Annotated in this window: 12 protein-coding genes and 1 pseudogene; 8 read left to right on the top strand and 5 right to left on the bottom strand. The window is 57.3% G+C overall.

Annotated features, from left to right (window positions below):
• The first annotated feature begins 23 nt into the window (after positions 1–23).
• Together I9185_RS19225 and I9185_RS19220 are read left to right on the top strand one after the other, a co-directional pair.
• Positions 24–1,865 (top strand): glucosyltransferase domain-containing protein, encoded by a 1,842-nt coding sequence (locus I9185_RS19225; RefSeq protein ID WP_171637870.1) that lies wholly within the window; start codon positions 24–26, stop codon positions 1,863–1,865.
• A gap of 203 nt (positions 1,866–2,068) precedes the next feature.
• Positions 2,069–3,067, top strand: coding sequence for a glycosyltransferase family 2 protein (locus I9185_RS19220; protein WP_171637868.1), 999 nt, complete (start codon positions 2,069–2,071; stop codon positions 3,065–3,067).
• 10 nt (positions 3,068–3,077) lie between these two features.
• Here I9185_RS19220 and I9185_RS19215 read toward each other — a convergent pair whose 3' ends face one another.
• The 3 genes from I9185_RS19215 to I9185_RS19205 form a co-directional block, all read right to left on the bottom strand.
• Positions 3,078–4,541, bottom strand: a complete 1,464-nt coding sequence (locus I9185_RS19215; protein ID WP_171637866.1) for a glycosyltransferase family 39 protein — start codon at positions 4,539–4,541, stop codon at positions 3,078–3,080.
• A 214-nt stretch (positions 4,542–4,755) separates the two neighbouring features.
• The gene (locus I9185_RS19210) at positions 4,756–5,943 is read right to left on the bottom strand and encodes a glycosyltransferase family 4 protein (RefSeq protein WP_171637864.1); all 1,188 of its coding nucleotides are present in this window, start codon (positions 5,941–5,943) and stop codon (positions 4,756–4,758) included.
• Positions 5,944–6,182: 239 nt separating this feature from the next.
• On the bottom strand, positions 6,183–6,416 hold the full coding sequence (locus tag I9185_RS19205; protein ID WP_209835510.1) for a hypothetical protein: 234 nt from the start codon (positions 6,414–6,416) through the stop codon (positions 6,183–6,185).
• A 659-nt stretch (positions 6,417–7,075) separates the two neighbouring features.
• On the opposite strand from I9185_RS19205, the gene I9185_RS19200 reads away from it, so the two are divergent.
• The 4 genes and pseudogenes from I9185_RS19200 to I9185_RS19185 all read left to right on the top strand — a co-directional run bounded on the left by I9185_RS19200 (position 7,076) and on the right by I9185_RS19185 (position 10,878).
• The gene (locus tag I9185_RS19200; RefSeq protein WP_209835511.1) at positions 7,076–8,710 is read left to right on the top strand and encodes a hypothetical protein; all 1,635 of its coding nucleotides are present in this window, start codon (positions 7,076–7,078) and stop codon (positions 8,708–8,710) included.
• A gap of 83 nt (positions 8,711–8,793) precedes the next feature.
• Positions 8,794–8,901, top strand: a pseudogene (locus I9185_RS19195) (IS6 family transposase); the annotation flags it as partial.
• Between the two features lie 244 nt (positions 8,902–9,145).
• The gene (locus I9185_RS19190; protein ID WP_171637963.1) at positions 9,146–10,201 is read left to right on the top strand and encodes a tyrosine-type recombinase/integrase; all 1,056 of its coding nucleotides are present in this window, start codon (positions 9,146–9,148) and stop codon (positions 10,199–10,201) included.
• A gap of 464 nt (positions 10,202–10,665) precedes the next feature.
• Positions 10,666–10,878, top strand: coding sequence for a hypothetical protein (locus I9185_RS19185; protein WP_171172364.1), 213 nt, complete (start codon positions 10,666–10,668; stop codon positions 10,876–10,878).
• Positions 10,879–10,882: 4 nt separating this feature from the next.
• Here the strand turns inward: I9185_RS19185 and I9185_RS19180 are convergent, their stop codons facing one another.
• A complete protein-coding gene (locus tag I9185_RS19180; protein ID WP_210093855.1) occupies positions 10,883–11,890 on the bottom strand; it encodes a replication initiator protein A in 1,008 nt (335 codons plus the stop codon).
• 400 nt (positions 11,891–12,290) lie between these two features.
• Between I9185_RS19180 and I9185_RS19175 the strand changes: the two genes are divergently transcribed.
• Entirely contained in the window at positions 12,291–13,703 is a 1,413-nt protein-coding gene (locus I9185_RS19175) for an AAA family ATPase (protein ID WP_245223642.1), read from the top strand.
• 77 nt (positions 13,704–13,780) lie between these two features.
• A complete protein-coding gene (locus I9185_RS19170) occupies positions 13,781–14,800 on the top strand; it encodes a ParB N-terminal domain-containing protein (protein WP_210093854.1) in 1,020 nt (339 codons plus the stop codon).
• Positions 14,801–14,941: 141 nt separating this feature from the next.
• Here I9185_RS19170 and I9185_RS19165 read toward each other — a convergent pair.
• Positions 14,942–15,135, bottom strand: a 194-nt coding sequence (locus I9185_RS19165) for a hypothetical protein (RefSeq protein WP_210093853.1), incomplete at its 5' end; no start/stop codon positions are given.

The following is a 15,135-nucleotide window of genomic DNA, read 5'->3' as shown; positions in this document are numbered from 1 at the left end:
GTTTCTTGTGGGAAATGTATAGCATGAGCATTGCACGACCCGCACATATCCTCTCGACTAGGTTCCGCTGGCCGCATGCGATTTCCGCCAGCCTGCTCATTTATGCACTCACAACCGCACCGGGCCTGATCAGGGATGGCAGAAACCCCGATGACTGGCGTCAGGTCCATGGTGCACCCGAGGGCGGGATGCCTCTTAACTGGACGACCGAGGAAGGTCGCTGGGCGATGGAGGTGCTGTATGTCCATGTTCTCCAGGAACGTTTTCTGCCCGTTTTGCAGACTGGACTAGCGGCAGGCGTTTTCCTTCTGCTGTCGTGGATTCTGGCGCGGCAGTCCGGCGATCGTGACACCCGGCCCTTCGCGACCTTTTTGATTTTCACGCTTGGCGTTCATCACATCTACATGATCAACGCCCTTACTTTTTCGAGCCACGTGTTTGCGTTCCCACTGGCGTTGCTGCTTTCCGTTGCCGGTTTCAAATGTTTTGAACGCGGCATCCTTCATGCGTTTGGCGCGCGGGTGATCTGGCTTTTGATCGGTGCGCAATGCATCGCGCTTTGTGCAGCACTCTATCAGCCTTTCGTCCCTTTTGGCGCCGTGATCCTGTTTGTCTCGATGATCCGAACCGACCGATACAAGACCACAGATGTGGGCACATTCATCCTGCTGTCGGCAATTGGATCATGTCTTGGCCTTCTGGTCTATTTTGCGCAGGCCCATCTGGCTGCCCAGTTGCATGATCATGTCCCCACGACCAACCGTATCGCGATGCCCTCTCTCCACGAGTTGCAGGGCAAGCTTGAAACAGCCCTTCAATTGCTTGGCCAAATCTGGCGGGGGTCGCTACAAAGAATACCCTGGGAAATCAAGACCCTGAACAGCGCCTATATCGGAATTGGGTTCTTGCTGGGCGTTGGGCTGAGCATTTCTGTCCTTGTACGGAACCCGCACAATTGGGTGCATGCCCTGCGCATCCTGATTGGCATGACCGGTATTCTCTTGCTGCCTTTGCTGATCTGGTTCTCCTACGATGGGCAGTGGATACCGTCACGGGCCGTAGCCTATGTCGGCTTACTGGCTGCGGTGTTCTACCTGGCCGTTGATGCCGAAATACGGGCAAGAGGGTTCACGGCACCGGTCATTCTGGGCCTGCCCCTGATCGTTGCACTCACATACGCCTTCATGGCGCCTTTCGTCTGGAGCGATCAGTCCGAAATGGGGGACCGTGATGAGACGCTTGCCGAACAAATCATGACACGGCTCGCGGAGCTGGAAGGGTATGACGGCGCGCCATTCCGCATCGTCGGCCATACAGATTACCCCGATCTGGCTTGGGGGGACATGATTGGCTGGACCGTATTTCACGCTGGCAACTCCCGCCCGGGCATCTTCAAGGACATGTATGACCTGGACTGGTACGCCGAGGGCGGGCTGTATGAAGGACCGCTGGCCTGCGAGGCCTTCCCAGCCGAAAATTCCGTCTATCTGCATCATGGTGCCGCCTATGTCTGCCTGTCGCAAAGCTCCGGCTTTTCCGGCAACCTCATGTGCGCTGACAGCGACAAGCCCGAAATCGGTCGTATCTGCGTCACGCCAAAAGCAGTTCTGCGGCTCTCGGAGATCTGTGCGTCCCCCCTTCGAGGGGACAGAATTGACGTTACAAGCACCGCGATGCCAACCGTTCGCAGCGCAATCCAAGACCATGGCCACACCATACATGGCGGGTGTTTCTATACCGCAGGTTGGAACGGAGAGGTACCAAATGAGATCGAAGTATCAATGGTGAACGGGGATGGTGCAGTCACCTGGTCCGAAAAGCTGACACTTGGCGCGATAGAGAATCCATCCGGCAACCTAGAATAAGGCGTGCGCCTGACTGGCCAAATGACGCCAAACTAAAAACTTTGTCATCACCGATGCACGGCGTGAGGTGCTTAGTGACTGTGAAAAGACACTGAAATTCGAAAAAATACGCACGCACACAGAACTTTTTGAGCCCAAGGCAAAACCATGGTCACTTATCCCCGGACGCACGGGAAAGGCTACGCGTTATGGTAAATTTAAACATGAGTTCCCCCACAATTCCGTCCCGGGAAAAAGCCTTGGACCAAAGCGCTCCGACGCTCAGCATCATCGTGCCCATGTTCAATGAAGAAGAGGTTCTGCCGGCCCTGTTCGAACGTTTGGGGCAATTCCTCGATCAGCTTGGGGAAAGCTACGAGATCATCTGCGTGAACGATGGCAGCACAGACGCAACTGCCAAGCTTCTGGCCGCCGCGCATGAGCGCGATGATCGTATCAAGGTGCTGAATTTTTCACGTAATTTCGGCAAGGAAATCGCATTGACGGCGGGGCTGGATGCAGCTGCGGGTGAAGCCGTTGTTCCGATAGACGCGGATTTGCAGGATCCCCCCGAACTGATCAAGACATTTCTGAAAAAATGGCGCGAAGGGTTCGATGTCGTCTATGCCGTCCGGCGCCACCGCGACAGCGATACCGCGATGAAACGCTGGACAGCGCTGAAGTTCTATCAGGTCATCAACCGGCTTTCGGGGGTACCGATACCCGCCAATACCGGCGATTTCCGCCTTATGGACCGGCGCGTGGTTCAGGCTGTTGTTCAGTTGCGTGAGCACAACCGCTTTATGAAGGGCCTTTTTGCCTGGGTCGGGTTTCGGCACACCGAGGTGGCGTATGACCGCCCCGAGCGTGCGGCGGGGCAGACCAAATTCAACTACTGGCGCCTTTGGAACTTTGCGCTGGACGGTATTACCGGGTTCAGCACCGTACCTCTCAGGATTGCGGGCTATGTCGGCATGCTGACTGCGTTGGCCGCGATCATCTATGGTGTTTTCCTGATCTCACGCACCCTTGTCTACGGGGTGGATGTACCCGGCTATGCCTCATTGATGGTTGCAGTGCTGTTGATCGGTGGCCTGCAACTTGTCGTGCTGGGCGTCATCGGGGAATATCTGGGGCGGCTTTATGCAGAGGCTCAGAAACGCCCGCTTTACATTGTCGAAAGCAGCCTGGGGTTTGAGCCCCTGGACGGTCATTCATCCTGATCCCTCGGCCTCATCTGCGCCGGTAGACAAGAACCTGCCCGTCCCCCAGCGTCCCGGCAAACGCGTGCACGCGTTCCAGCCGCCCTTCCGCATCACGTTGCAGATCAGGAATGGCACGGAACATCCGGTCTGGGAACAGAACAACCAGCGCCACAGGGCCAGGTTGGGCCATGGCCTCGGAATAGTCCTGCGCATCCCCGATGGTTCCCCAGTCGGCGTCGAAGTGGTCTTCGAAAAGGGGGCCGCCCGGGTTGATCGCATATACCCGTTCTGACGGGCTGCGGGTTTCTTCAACAAGCGCAAAAGCCCCCGCCAGATCCTGTTTCGGAGCAGAATAGTTCCGCTGCACCAAGAACACGGACACCACGATCATCGCCAGAACGCCCAACGCAAAGAGCGGCGATCCAAACCGGGGCTGTTGAGCCCACCGTGCCACCGCATCAGCACCGTATCGACACCCCACAACGGCCAGAATAATGATCAGCCCGATATCGACGAAAAAGAACCTCGGCCAGATCCGCATCTCAAGCGACAGCAGAAGCAGTAGCGTCACGGCGATATGCATGGCGATGGACGGGAAAAACAACGGCTGCACCGCATGCGCCCCCACGGCACCGAAGACGATGACGGCCAGCCCACCGATCGCGATGAACAACATCAGCGGGCCGGTATCCCCAACCGCGGTCCGCAAACCTTCGACAATTGTCCAGAGCGGGTTCTGGTATTCCTGCATGGGGTCCACGGCGGATGTCGCCGAAACCTCGCTCACCGTGCCCGCTATGCTTGGCAAGATCGGCAGATATGCAAGCAGGACCAGAACCAGCGCAACCGCAACACCCACCAGCGGATGCAGCACCCATTCGCGGGTCAAAGTGCCCCGGCCGAACCCGGTCACAAGGGAAAGCAGCCAGATGAGACCCAGTGCAACAAAGAAAAATGCACCGGTCAGATGCGTGAAAACAGCGGCCGCGGCGGTAAAGCCGAATGCAACCCAGGTGCCGGTCGCTGGCTGGCGCATCCCCCGCAGAAAGAAAATGAAGCCAAGCGTGCTCCAGAATGCAAGCTCGGTATATCCGCGCGCGTTCTGAGAGAACCAGACCTGATGATAGGACAGGGCCACCAGCAAGGCAGAAACATGCGCAATCGTGCTGTCTGCAACCTCTTTTGCCAGCCACCAGATTACCCCGACAAGACCGACGCCGAACAGGACGGCCGGAAACCGGTATGCCCAGGCCTGATCTCCGAAGATCTGGGAAACCAGCTTTGCCTTCATGCTGAAAAAGTAATGATGGTTCATCGAATATTCGCGCATCATCTCATTCCACGGAAGGCTGACATGCGTATCGACGGTCCGGATTTCGTCATACCACAGGGGCGCGTTCAGCCCGGCGCTTCTGAGGACTGCGGCAAGAAGAAGAATGAACAGGAGTATTGCCAGATCGTTGCGGTCAAGCGCGGGGGAAGGCTGTTTCATGGGCTTCTCCAGTCCACTCGGTTCAGGTCAGGCACCCGGCAAAATCGTCGGCCTGGACGCGGCGCATGCAGGTGCCGGTCCTTCTTTCGCACCCCACCGTATCCGGGGCGCATACTGACACAAGGCTCGGATGCAGGCGGTTTCACCTCAAAGCAGCCCAAATACTCGATAATATACAAAATATTCCCTTATTGTTTCTACTTCCTGCACTCTGTCATGCCACCCCATCCAGCATCTGCCGATAAATCTGTTCGATCCGTTCATGCACATGGGTTGGGTCGAAACGGTCCTCACGTGCCAGTGCACGAGCGTTGGACCCCAGTTCCCGGCGCAGTTCCTCGTTCCCCGCAAGCTCCAGCACAGCAGCAGTCAGCCCTTCGGCATCGCCAACCGGGCAAAGCCGCCCAACCTGTTCAGACACAAGTTCACTCACACCGCCGCAATCGGTCGCTATCACGGGCAAACCGGCGTGAAAGGCCTCGACGATTGAAATCGGCAGCGCCTCCCAACGGGACGTGAGCAGCATGAAATCCGCGGCGGCCATATGCAGGGGGACGGTATCGATCGGCCCCAGAACCCGGATATTTTCACTCACCCCCGCCGAGGCAATCCAACCCGAAATCACATCTTCCAAAGGACCATGACCTGCCAGCGCGAGCACGATATCGCGGCGCACCTTCACCAGCCGGGCCAGCACATCGATCATCAGGTCGATACCCTTTTGCGGATCCAGCCGGGCCGGGCTGAAAATCAACACACCTTTCTCGTCGCGCAAAAGTTCCTGTCTCAGCGCCAGAACTGCAGCGGGATCCTGATCCGGTGGCGGTGGCACACCAAGCCCAAGCTGGGCTGTGCGCGCCCGCGGCAGGCCACGATCGATCAATGCATCAAGGGTTTTATGGCTGGGGCAAGCAGTGACATGAGCTGCGAACTGAGCACTGCGCGCCACCCCGCCATACCGTTCGGGCGTTGAACCATGAAAGGTGAAAAGGCGGCGGGTCGGCTGGCCGGCAAGCGCCAGCCGGGCGACAAGTGCGGGGGCGGTTTCGTGAGAATGAACAAGGTCGAAACGGCCGCGGGCGACAATCTTTCGCAGTTTTTGCGCACAGCCCACGGCGGCTCCTAGCCGTCTCATCATACTGAGACCCTCGTCTTCCGATACACGTTTCAGGTCCAACGCATGAAACCCGACATCGCGCCCTTCCCGGCCCCATGGACCGGGCGGTCCACCCAGTTCGACATGATGCCCTCGATCCCGCAGATAACTCGTCAGGTCCAGAATATGGCGCTGAATTCCACCTCGTTCGAACGCAGGTCCCAATTGCAGAACGCGTAGTGGCCGGGTGGAACGTCCGGTTGCAATATCCACCTCCTGCTCTGGTTGCCCTGAAACATAGGCCATAGACGAAACCCCTTACCCCCTTGTCCGGGGCACATGCGGACGTCACACAAACCCGCCACCCGGAAAGGTTTTACCAAATCGATTGCAGATTCAGCACCGTTGATCTGATATGGTACGAGGCTGAGCCATGTTGAAACACAGCCATCATATGGCAGGTGCGTAATACGTCAAAGGTATCGTCGACAGAGAGGGAACCCACATGGCGCATCAAGGCCCGCGAGGCGTCTGCCTTCGGCATCCTAGGAAGGTTGCGGCAGAAGTTCTGTGCTAAAGCGTTCCATTGCTGCACTGAAATCTTTGTCCATATACTCGTTCCCCATAATCACACTAAGCAGGATTTCCTGAACCCGGGATTCCAGCATTTTAATCGAATTGAGTGAGAAGTTTCCAATGTTTTCAAATTGCTCCGCCGACAGTTTGTCAGGCGCATAGAAGACATAGAAATACTGCGACACGATCTTCTCATAGCTCACGTCGCCATCTGTCCCAAAATCCCTGACGACGGACACACGCCTGCTGGTTAAGAAAGACGCGGGACCCTTATCCCGGCGTGGAGTTTGCCTCCAAGAGCAAAACTGTTCCGAGGACAATTATAGAAAATACGGATTTCTAAAATCACCCCCGACTTCCTATTGAAGAGTATGACAGGATAAGGTGGTTGTGTTACAAATTCGATCTACCGTGGAATGTTATAAAATCCGTCAATGAGCCGCACCGGCGGAGCACCACCTTTTCCTTTCGCTTGCAAGTAGATGTGTTGGAGCATCTGGAGGTCGCTGCGCCCCCGTTCCAGGCTCGTTGATTTTACTGCGGATGATACGAAGGCTTTGACACCCAACATCGACCAGGTGAGCCTCTTGATGAAACAGCGATCTTACTCGCCCTGCTTCAGGATGAACGCCTATTGCATCCCCGTGGACTTTGATGCCTTCATGCGATTCCGCTCCTATCCCAGTTTGGGAAGCTTAGCGGAAAACTCCAGCTTCAAACGGTCCAGTTTTCAGGGTGCGAAACACCAAACCACGCCTCCCAAAATCACCTCCAGCGTTCAAAGCTATATAAATATTTCAAAAAATTTACAGCACCATGTTATATCTCACCAAACCGCGACCGCATGCGCATAGGAAGATGAATGCGGATATCAATTGCAACTGCAATGGCAACCTGTGCTATGGGGGGGCTGATGAAAGGAGCGCTGGGGCAGGTCGGCGACATTGCAACGAGCCGTAGCTATTGGTTACTTGCTCTAACCGCAATCGCAGTCATCGGTCCATTTATGTGGCCAGTGCAATGGTCGGGTAACGAGATCAACTATTTCGATCTCTCCTATAGATTTGCGCAACCCGACGCATTCACAGACAGCCATGCGGTTTTCGACGATTCAAAGGGACGCATCGTCAGCTTTTTGCTGATCGGCAACGTTATCACACTGGCAGGCTTTGAAGCCGCTAAGACGATCTTCGCACTGACACTCTGGTTGCTCTCTGCCTTGGGGGTTGCCGCCATCGCACGCGATTTCGGATTGCGGGTGGCCGAACTGGCTCTCTCACTCCTGATATTTTGTCAAAGCGCTCAAGGTATTCTTGGCAATGAATGGATGTTCGACACAATAGAGGCGAAGGTCTTTGCCTACGCTGCGGTATTCCTCGCGATCACCTCAGCGCTGAACGGCCGCTGGATAATGGCTATGATCGCGTTGGCAGTGGCAACCTACATGCATTTTCTGGTCGGTGGTTTCTGGGCTGTGACACTGGTTCTGCTGCACCTTCTGAAAACAGGTCGCATGTGGCAATCCGCACGTCTCGCGATCGGATTCTTCCTGCTGATCCTGCCGTTATTCTTTGTCTTGATCCGGGAGCGGATCGGGGTGGAGGTCGATACCTCGGGCCTCGATCGCTCGCTAAACGCGATCTACACAGAACTTTCAGCGCACTTCCATGTTGCTCCCCTTCTCGATGGCATCCGCCATTTCCTCAAAGCCTGGCTGCCCGGTGCATGCGTGCATTTGGCGCTTTTGATTGCGCTCGTAATGCTACGCGACCGGTTCAGGGACCGGGCTTTGCTGATCTGGTTGATCGGGCTGAATGTATATGTCCTTCTGGCGCTTGTTATCTACATGCTGGACGATGGCCGCTACTTGCTGGCACCCTTCTATCTGCTGCGTCCTGCCGGGCTAATCTGTCTGATGTCGCTTCTGGCTTTGGCGCATATGCTGTCGGAACTGGTCGAGCAGGACCAGCGACCGCGGCTCGCTCTGGCAACCTGCACCGCAGTTTTGTTGCTCTTACTGCCCCAGGCCTTGGGCAGTCTGGCGCAAATCGTCACGCGGTATCCCCCACATATCAGGCTCGAAGCCGCTCTCAGCGCCTCCGAACGCGATATTCTATCATGGATCCGCACCAACACGGCACCGAATGCGGCAATCGTGGTGCAGGAGGCAATTGCAGGAGGATCAATTCTGGAGGGCGATCCGTTTCCCGGCGGGATGGAACGATTGAGTGGGCGAGGGTTTGTCGTAAATTTCAAATACATTCCAACCAGCAAACCTGATGTAGTGCGCTGGTATCAGCTATTGCAGGCACGTCGCGCATTCTTTGACGGGGAATGTACCAAGAACACTGCGCTGCGCGCGGATTACGCCGTAATCCGGCTTCGGTCAGGTACGGCCGCAGCGGATTGCGTCACCACAGTATTTTCGAACAACGAGTTTCTAATCGGGCGTATCCTGCCGGAGGGGGCAGACAGGATCGACCCTCAACGACCATAAAGGCTCTGTCGCAAGCTTTGAGACCCTCTGTTCGAGGTTGGTCCTCGTGAAAGTGGCGCGGCGGATTTCGGAAAAGTCAAACTGTGACGATGTCATTCAAGGGCGCGCATTTTCCAAAGGAAATAATATTGCACGCCGTTTTCCTTTACCTGCGTTATTTGGTGTCGTGCCGTGATCTGGAAGAAATCATGAACTTGCTTTCGAATTGATACGACCGACAATTACTCACTTGCTAACTCCGAGAACGTCAATGGCTAAAAGTTGCAACAGATCCTCAGAAGGCCCGCCAGATTAGGGGTGCTACCATTATTACGCTCATTATCTTTTGATTTTGTTTACTTGTTGTTCGAGCCAAATATCTTTCTTTCATACCCAATAAGTATCCCTTATCAGATGTGATTGATTTCCCGCCGATTTGCGCGCAGAGTGGCCGCCATGAAGCCCCCTGCCCCATATCTCCCCGCCGCCGCCCCTGCCCTGTCGCAGGCAGATCAGGACGCGCTGAGTGATCTTTATATCCGCGGCACCCCCGCCAATACGCTGCGGGCTTATGAACGCGATCTGATCTATGTGACGGCGTGGAAAATGGCGCGCTTCGGGGTGGCGCTGGACTGGCCCGAAAGTGAGGCCACGGCGCTGGCCTTCATCCTTGATCATGCGCGCGATCTGGGTGATGCGCCCGATGAAGATATTGCGCGTCAAACCGCGGAGGTGCTGATTGCGCGGGGGCTGCGCAAATCGCTGGCCTGCCCGGCGCCGTCGACGCTGGACCGGCGCATTGCCTCCTGGCTGGCCTTTCACCGGATGAAGAACCTGACCAGCCCGTTTGATGCGCCGCAGGTGAAACAGGCCCGGGCCAAGGCGCGCCGGGCGGCCGCCCGGCCCCCTGCCCCGAAATCCGCCCATCCCATCACCCGTGGCGTGCTGGAACAGTTGCTGGCCACCTGCCGCGGCTCGCGGCGCGATTGCCGCGACCGGGCGATCCTGATGCTGGGCTGGGCCAGCGGCGGGCGCCGCCGGTCCGAGATCACCGGATTGATGCGCGAGGACGTGTCGCTGAAGGAGTTCGACACATCCGGCGTCGCCTGGCTGTCGCTGCTGGAAACCAAGACCACGGCCAAGGGAGAGACGCCACGCCTGATCCTGAAAGGCCGCGCCGCGCAGGCGCTGGTGCATTGGATCGAGGTTGGTGAGATTACAGGTGGCCCGCTATTCCGCCCCATCTCCAAGGCGGACCGGGTGCTGAAACGCCGCCTGACCCCGGATGCAATCTATCAGATTGTCAAACATCGTCTCAGGCTGGCCGGATTGCCCGAGGATTTCGCCTCGCCGCATGGATTGCGGTCTGGCTTTCTGACCCAGGCCGCGCTGGACGGTGCGCCGATCCAGGCCGCCATGCGCCTGTCGCTGCACCGATCTGTGGCGCAGGCGCAGAAATACTATGACGACGTGGATATCGCCGAAAACCCGGCGACGGATCTGTTGGGGTAGATCCAAGCGCCCTTCTGGCGGCATGGGGCGAAGCTCTGTTCGCGCCTCTCTCCGTTCGGCACTCTGATTGAGTCCCGGGCGTTTGCTTGCCTTTGAATAAGGCCATCGGAAAAGCACGGAAGAATTGGCGGCACCGGTCAAAATGGCCATGGGCGAAACCGGCTGCATTCTGAAATCAAGATAGGCGGACCTTTGCACGTCTTGACGAACCTCCATTGCCATAAATGGCTGCCCCTCATAAGTTACACATCAGAAAAGCAAGACATGTTCATGTCTCAACAAAAAAACACGCAGTGTCGCACGAGTAGTGGAGCAATGCTCCTTCCGGTAAAAATAACCAAATTTTAACCTCTGGTGGTTCAAAGTTTTGCCATGATTTCATCGCGGAATCATTTTGGGCATCTGCTCAATGGCATGACGGCGCCCACCTGGGTTTGACCAGACCAAGACCATAGCCGGAGGACTTGGAGAAGATGATTGGAATTATCGGGATAGCCATTCTAGTTGGCCTGTGCGCCGGCGGGTTTGCTTTGATTTCCGGTGCGTCCATCCTGATGGCTCTGGGCAGCTACATCCTCTTTGGCTGGCTGTTCATCATTGCAGCCCTCATTGTTATCGGCGCTGTCAAAATCGTGAAGACACGCGTGCAGAAACAAAACCCCGCCTATTCCAGCTAAGCGCCTAGTCCCGTCCGGCGACCCTTTTGGCCACATAGCCCAGAAACGCCCGCTGCGGATTTCTGATCTGTAGGCGGCCTGACGCGGCCCAATAAGCCAGCCAATCCGCTTCCAGCGCATAGACATCGTGGCCAGGCGCCATCGCCCTGGCCTCCTCCAGCGCCTGCGGCGGCAGGATCGGCTTGTCCGGCCCCTCGACCACCTGACCCCGGCGCGAGAACCGGATCAGGTCGCCCGGCTCTTCGGTCATCTCATAATCGGGCAGGTGATCGGCTGCGATCATGTCACGGATCATCTTGCGGAACACCCGCCGGGGTGAGGCCGAGCCGGACTTTTTCAACAGCACCTCGACCGAGATCCGCCACTCGGGCTGACGCCCGCAATGTTTGCGTGCCAGCTCATAAATCCGCCGCTCCAGCGGTTTGCGCAGGCGGAAGTAATCGCGGCTGAGGGTTAGCACCGATTTCGCCAGCACCGCGCGGAACAGCCAGTCCGACAGTTTCACGCTGACGCTGGCCATCCGCCCCGCCCTTGTGTGACGCACGATTTCCCAGCTTTCGATCAGGCCGAACCCCGTGGTGGTTTCCGTTTCACCGGTCACAATGTTCGTGGTGATCCTTGTGCCGGCCAGCCGCTCGAACGCTTCGCGCAGACGCTTGTAACCGTCACCGCTGGTTTCGCGGTTGGTGGCCACCAGCAGATCATGCGCCTTCAGATGCAACACCCGGCTGACAGTCCGGCCCGCATTGATCGCCGCCATCAGCTGGCTGATGCAAAAGATCAGGATGTCCTTGTCGTGGATCGTCGCCAGACCGCGCACCGAAGGCGTCACCGTGATCTCGACCCCGTTATGTTCGTAATTGAGGATGCGCCGGTCCGGCCGGGTCGAGAGCGAAAACATAGGATGCTCCATCGAACCCATATCTGTCTTGGGCAGCGCATCGAAGATATCGCATACAAAAAAATCGCCCGTTGGGTGCCGGTCAGGCAACAACGCCCCTGACCCGCTCATACTGCCCTGCCCATATGTCCTGCCCGAATCTTTGTTCGTGGTTTTATTGACGCTCACCGTAGAGTTATCCACAAGATGCGTAAAGCCGCCGGAACGTGGGTTCAGAGTCACTGCAACGTGGGATCAGAGTCACCCTATCGTGGGATCAGATTCAGTATGATCTACGAGAAATACAAAAACCGCTTTTTTTTCTTACACTTAATAGAATTCAAATTCAGCCGTAACTAATAAGATAACAGGATTCTAACTGAACATTTTTTGCTATAGGCCCAAAAGCAGCGTCTCGAAGGCTTTCTACCCCTTAATTTTGCTTAGAAAATCCAGTTTTGTGCTCATATTGCTTTCACATGCTTCCTTTTGTGGTATATTGGCTAAAACATAGCACATGGGCAGTATTTCAATGCGAGCAGCAACGTCCGAGGGGCTTCCCCCGTATTTCAATATCGACCCGGATCTGGCCTATGCTGAACTGGGCGACCCAACCGGAACACATGAGTTCTCGCAAATCGCGGATGCCTGTGCGCGGGGGCGTAGCGACCTGGCGAACCGGGGGCTGGAAGAAAACGGTCAGAAAAAGCTGCGCCTGTTTTCAACCTGGGAAATCACCAAATATCTGATCCCTGTCGCGCCTGCTCATTTTCGCCGGGTCCTGAAGGGCAATCCGGATCTGCCGCAGGGACAGTCCGAAACCGAAGGCGGTGCCAAATGGTTCACGCTGGATGAGGTTCTGCGGCTGCGGGCACATTTCGCCTCGGAAGGATCCAAGGCAAAAGAATACCGCCCTTACCGCCCCGAGGGTCTGCCCGCCAAGATCGTGTCCGTGGCCAATTTCAAGGGTGGTGTTGGCAAAACCTCGACCTGCGCGCATCTGGCCATGTCGGCGGCTCTGGACGGTTACAAGGTGCTGGTCATCGACCTGGACAGCCAGGGTTCGATGACGTCGATCTTTGGCGGCAAGGTCAGCGATGAATGGCAGACGGTGTTCCCTCTGCTCGCCCGTCACTACGCCACCCATCTGCGCCGCGACAATCAGGGGCGTCTTGACCGGGGTGAGGCCCCGCATCCGATCGACGATACCCTGTCCGAGGCGCTGAAGACCCGCAGCAGCGATCTGATCCAGACCACCCATTGGCCGAATATCGATCTGATCGGCGCGCAGCTGAACCTCTACTGGGCGGAATTCCAGATACCCGTCTGGCGGATGCAGGGCCGCAGCTGGAAGCTGTGGGATGCGCTGACAGATACGCTGGACGAAGATGGGGTGCTGGACGATTATGACATCATCTTCATCGATACCCCCCCTGCCCTTGGCTATCTGACGATCAACGGGCTTGCGGCCTCGGATATCCTGCTGGTGCCCATGGGGGCGTCGTTCCTGGAGTTTGATTCCACTGGCCGGTTCTTTGACATGCTGCATTCCACCTTCCAGTCCATCGAGGATGGCGAGAACATGGCTGCCCGTGCCCTGGGGCGGCCCGAGATGGCGTTTCAGTGGGATGCGGTGCGCACGATCATCACCCGCTATGACGGCAGCCAGCAAGCGGAACTGGCCGGGCTGATGCAGGCCTATCTGGGCCGGACCCTGTCGCCGCACTGGCAGGGCTACACGGCGCTGATCGGGCAGGCGGGGGAACAGGTCAACGGTATCTACGAGGCCGATTACCGCGATTTCAACCGCGAGACCTATGTGCGCGGGCGGGAAACCTTTGATGCCACCTATGCCTCGTTCAAGAAGCTGCTGATCGGCGTCTGGCGGGGCGAAGAACGGGCCCGGCAGGCCGAAGAGGCGGGAACACCGGAATTGTCGCTCTGATCGCGATGTTTCGCGCGCGAAACACGCCTGCCACGTCCCGAAACCGAGTCTGATCCGCGCAGGAAAAGGAGAAACCAATGGCAAAACGCAAACGACTGACCCCTGCCCGGCCGGATTATCTGGAAGACAGCCGCCCTGCCCCCGGGCTGAACCCCATGTTCCCCACAGACGCCCCCCGGACCACGCCGCCGGTTGCGCAGGTGGCCGGGGCCACGGCGGTTCAGGCAGCGCTGGAAGAGCTGTCCGGAGAATTGCGTGCTGCGCGGGCCGAAGGGCGCTTGGTGCAGGATCTGCCATTGGACGCCATCGAGGAAACCTACCTGGTGCGTGACCGCATGGCGGCAGATGACGCGGACATGGAGGCGCTGAAGGAAAGCCTGAAGACCCGAGGCCAGCAAACCCCGATCGAGGTCGTGGAACTGGAAGGCGGGCGGTACGGGTTGATCTCGGGCTGGCGGCGTCTGACAGCGCTGCGGGCTTTGGCGCAGGATACTACGGGCGAGGCCCGCTTTGAGACCGTGCGTGCCTTTCTCAGGCAGCCGCAGAGCGCATCTGATGCCTATGTGGCCATGGTCGAGGAAAATGAAATCCGTGTCGGGCTGAGCTACTACGAGCGCGCCCGGATCGTGGCGCGCGCGGCAGAGCAGGGCGTTTACCCGGATGAGACTGCGGCCCTGCGCGGGCTATTCGCCTCGGCCAGCCGGGCGAAGCGATCCAAGATCGGCTCGTTCATCGCGATCTATCATGCCCTGGATGACCATCTGCGCTTTGCGTCAGCTATTCCTGAACGGTTGGGGCTGTCGATTGCGAAAGTTCTGAAAGAGGAGGCAAAAGCAGCTTCCCTGATCACCACCGCTCTGCGGAAGGCCGCGCCTCAGAGCGGGGAAGCCGAGATTTCAGCTCTGACCCGTGCAGTGAACGGCCTGGGGTCGAATGGGGAAAACCCACCTGCTGCCAAGCCCCCCCTGAAAGAGACATTCGGCGGCATTCAGTTGAAACAGAGTCGAAACGGTGCACAGGTCACCCTGTCCGGCGAGGGAATGTCCGAGACATTTCTTGCGGAGCTGAAAGCCTGGCTGCACGCGCGCGGCACATGATGTTTCGCGCGCGAAACAGAGGCTGAGAGGCCTGGTTCTCTTGTAGCACGCTGCACGCTCGATTTTTTGCGGGCATTACGTCGTGACCCAGAAAGAGATGGGCCCTGATCCTGGAGCCACCACCCGATATAGCCAGGAACATCAACGATCAAAAGTCCGCGCCAGAACCGGTTGCATTGGTGTGCTCATGGCACTTGGTGAGATTGTTTTTGGTATTGAGATGCCACGATTTGCTGCGCTTGCGGGGATAATGCCGTTAAAGCCAAACTGTAATTCGTTGTTTTTTTTTGGGAAATAGGGGAGTATCCGGATTAGCTTTACCAGGAAGGGCGCAG

The organism is Ruegeria sp. HKCCSP346 (assembly GCF_017872595.1).
Lineage (GTDB): Bacteria > Pseudomonadota > Alphaproteobacteria > Rhodobacterales > Rhodobacteraceae > Ruegeria.
This window is presented reverse-complemented; position numbering and strand designations above follow the sequence as displayed.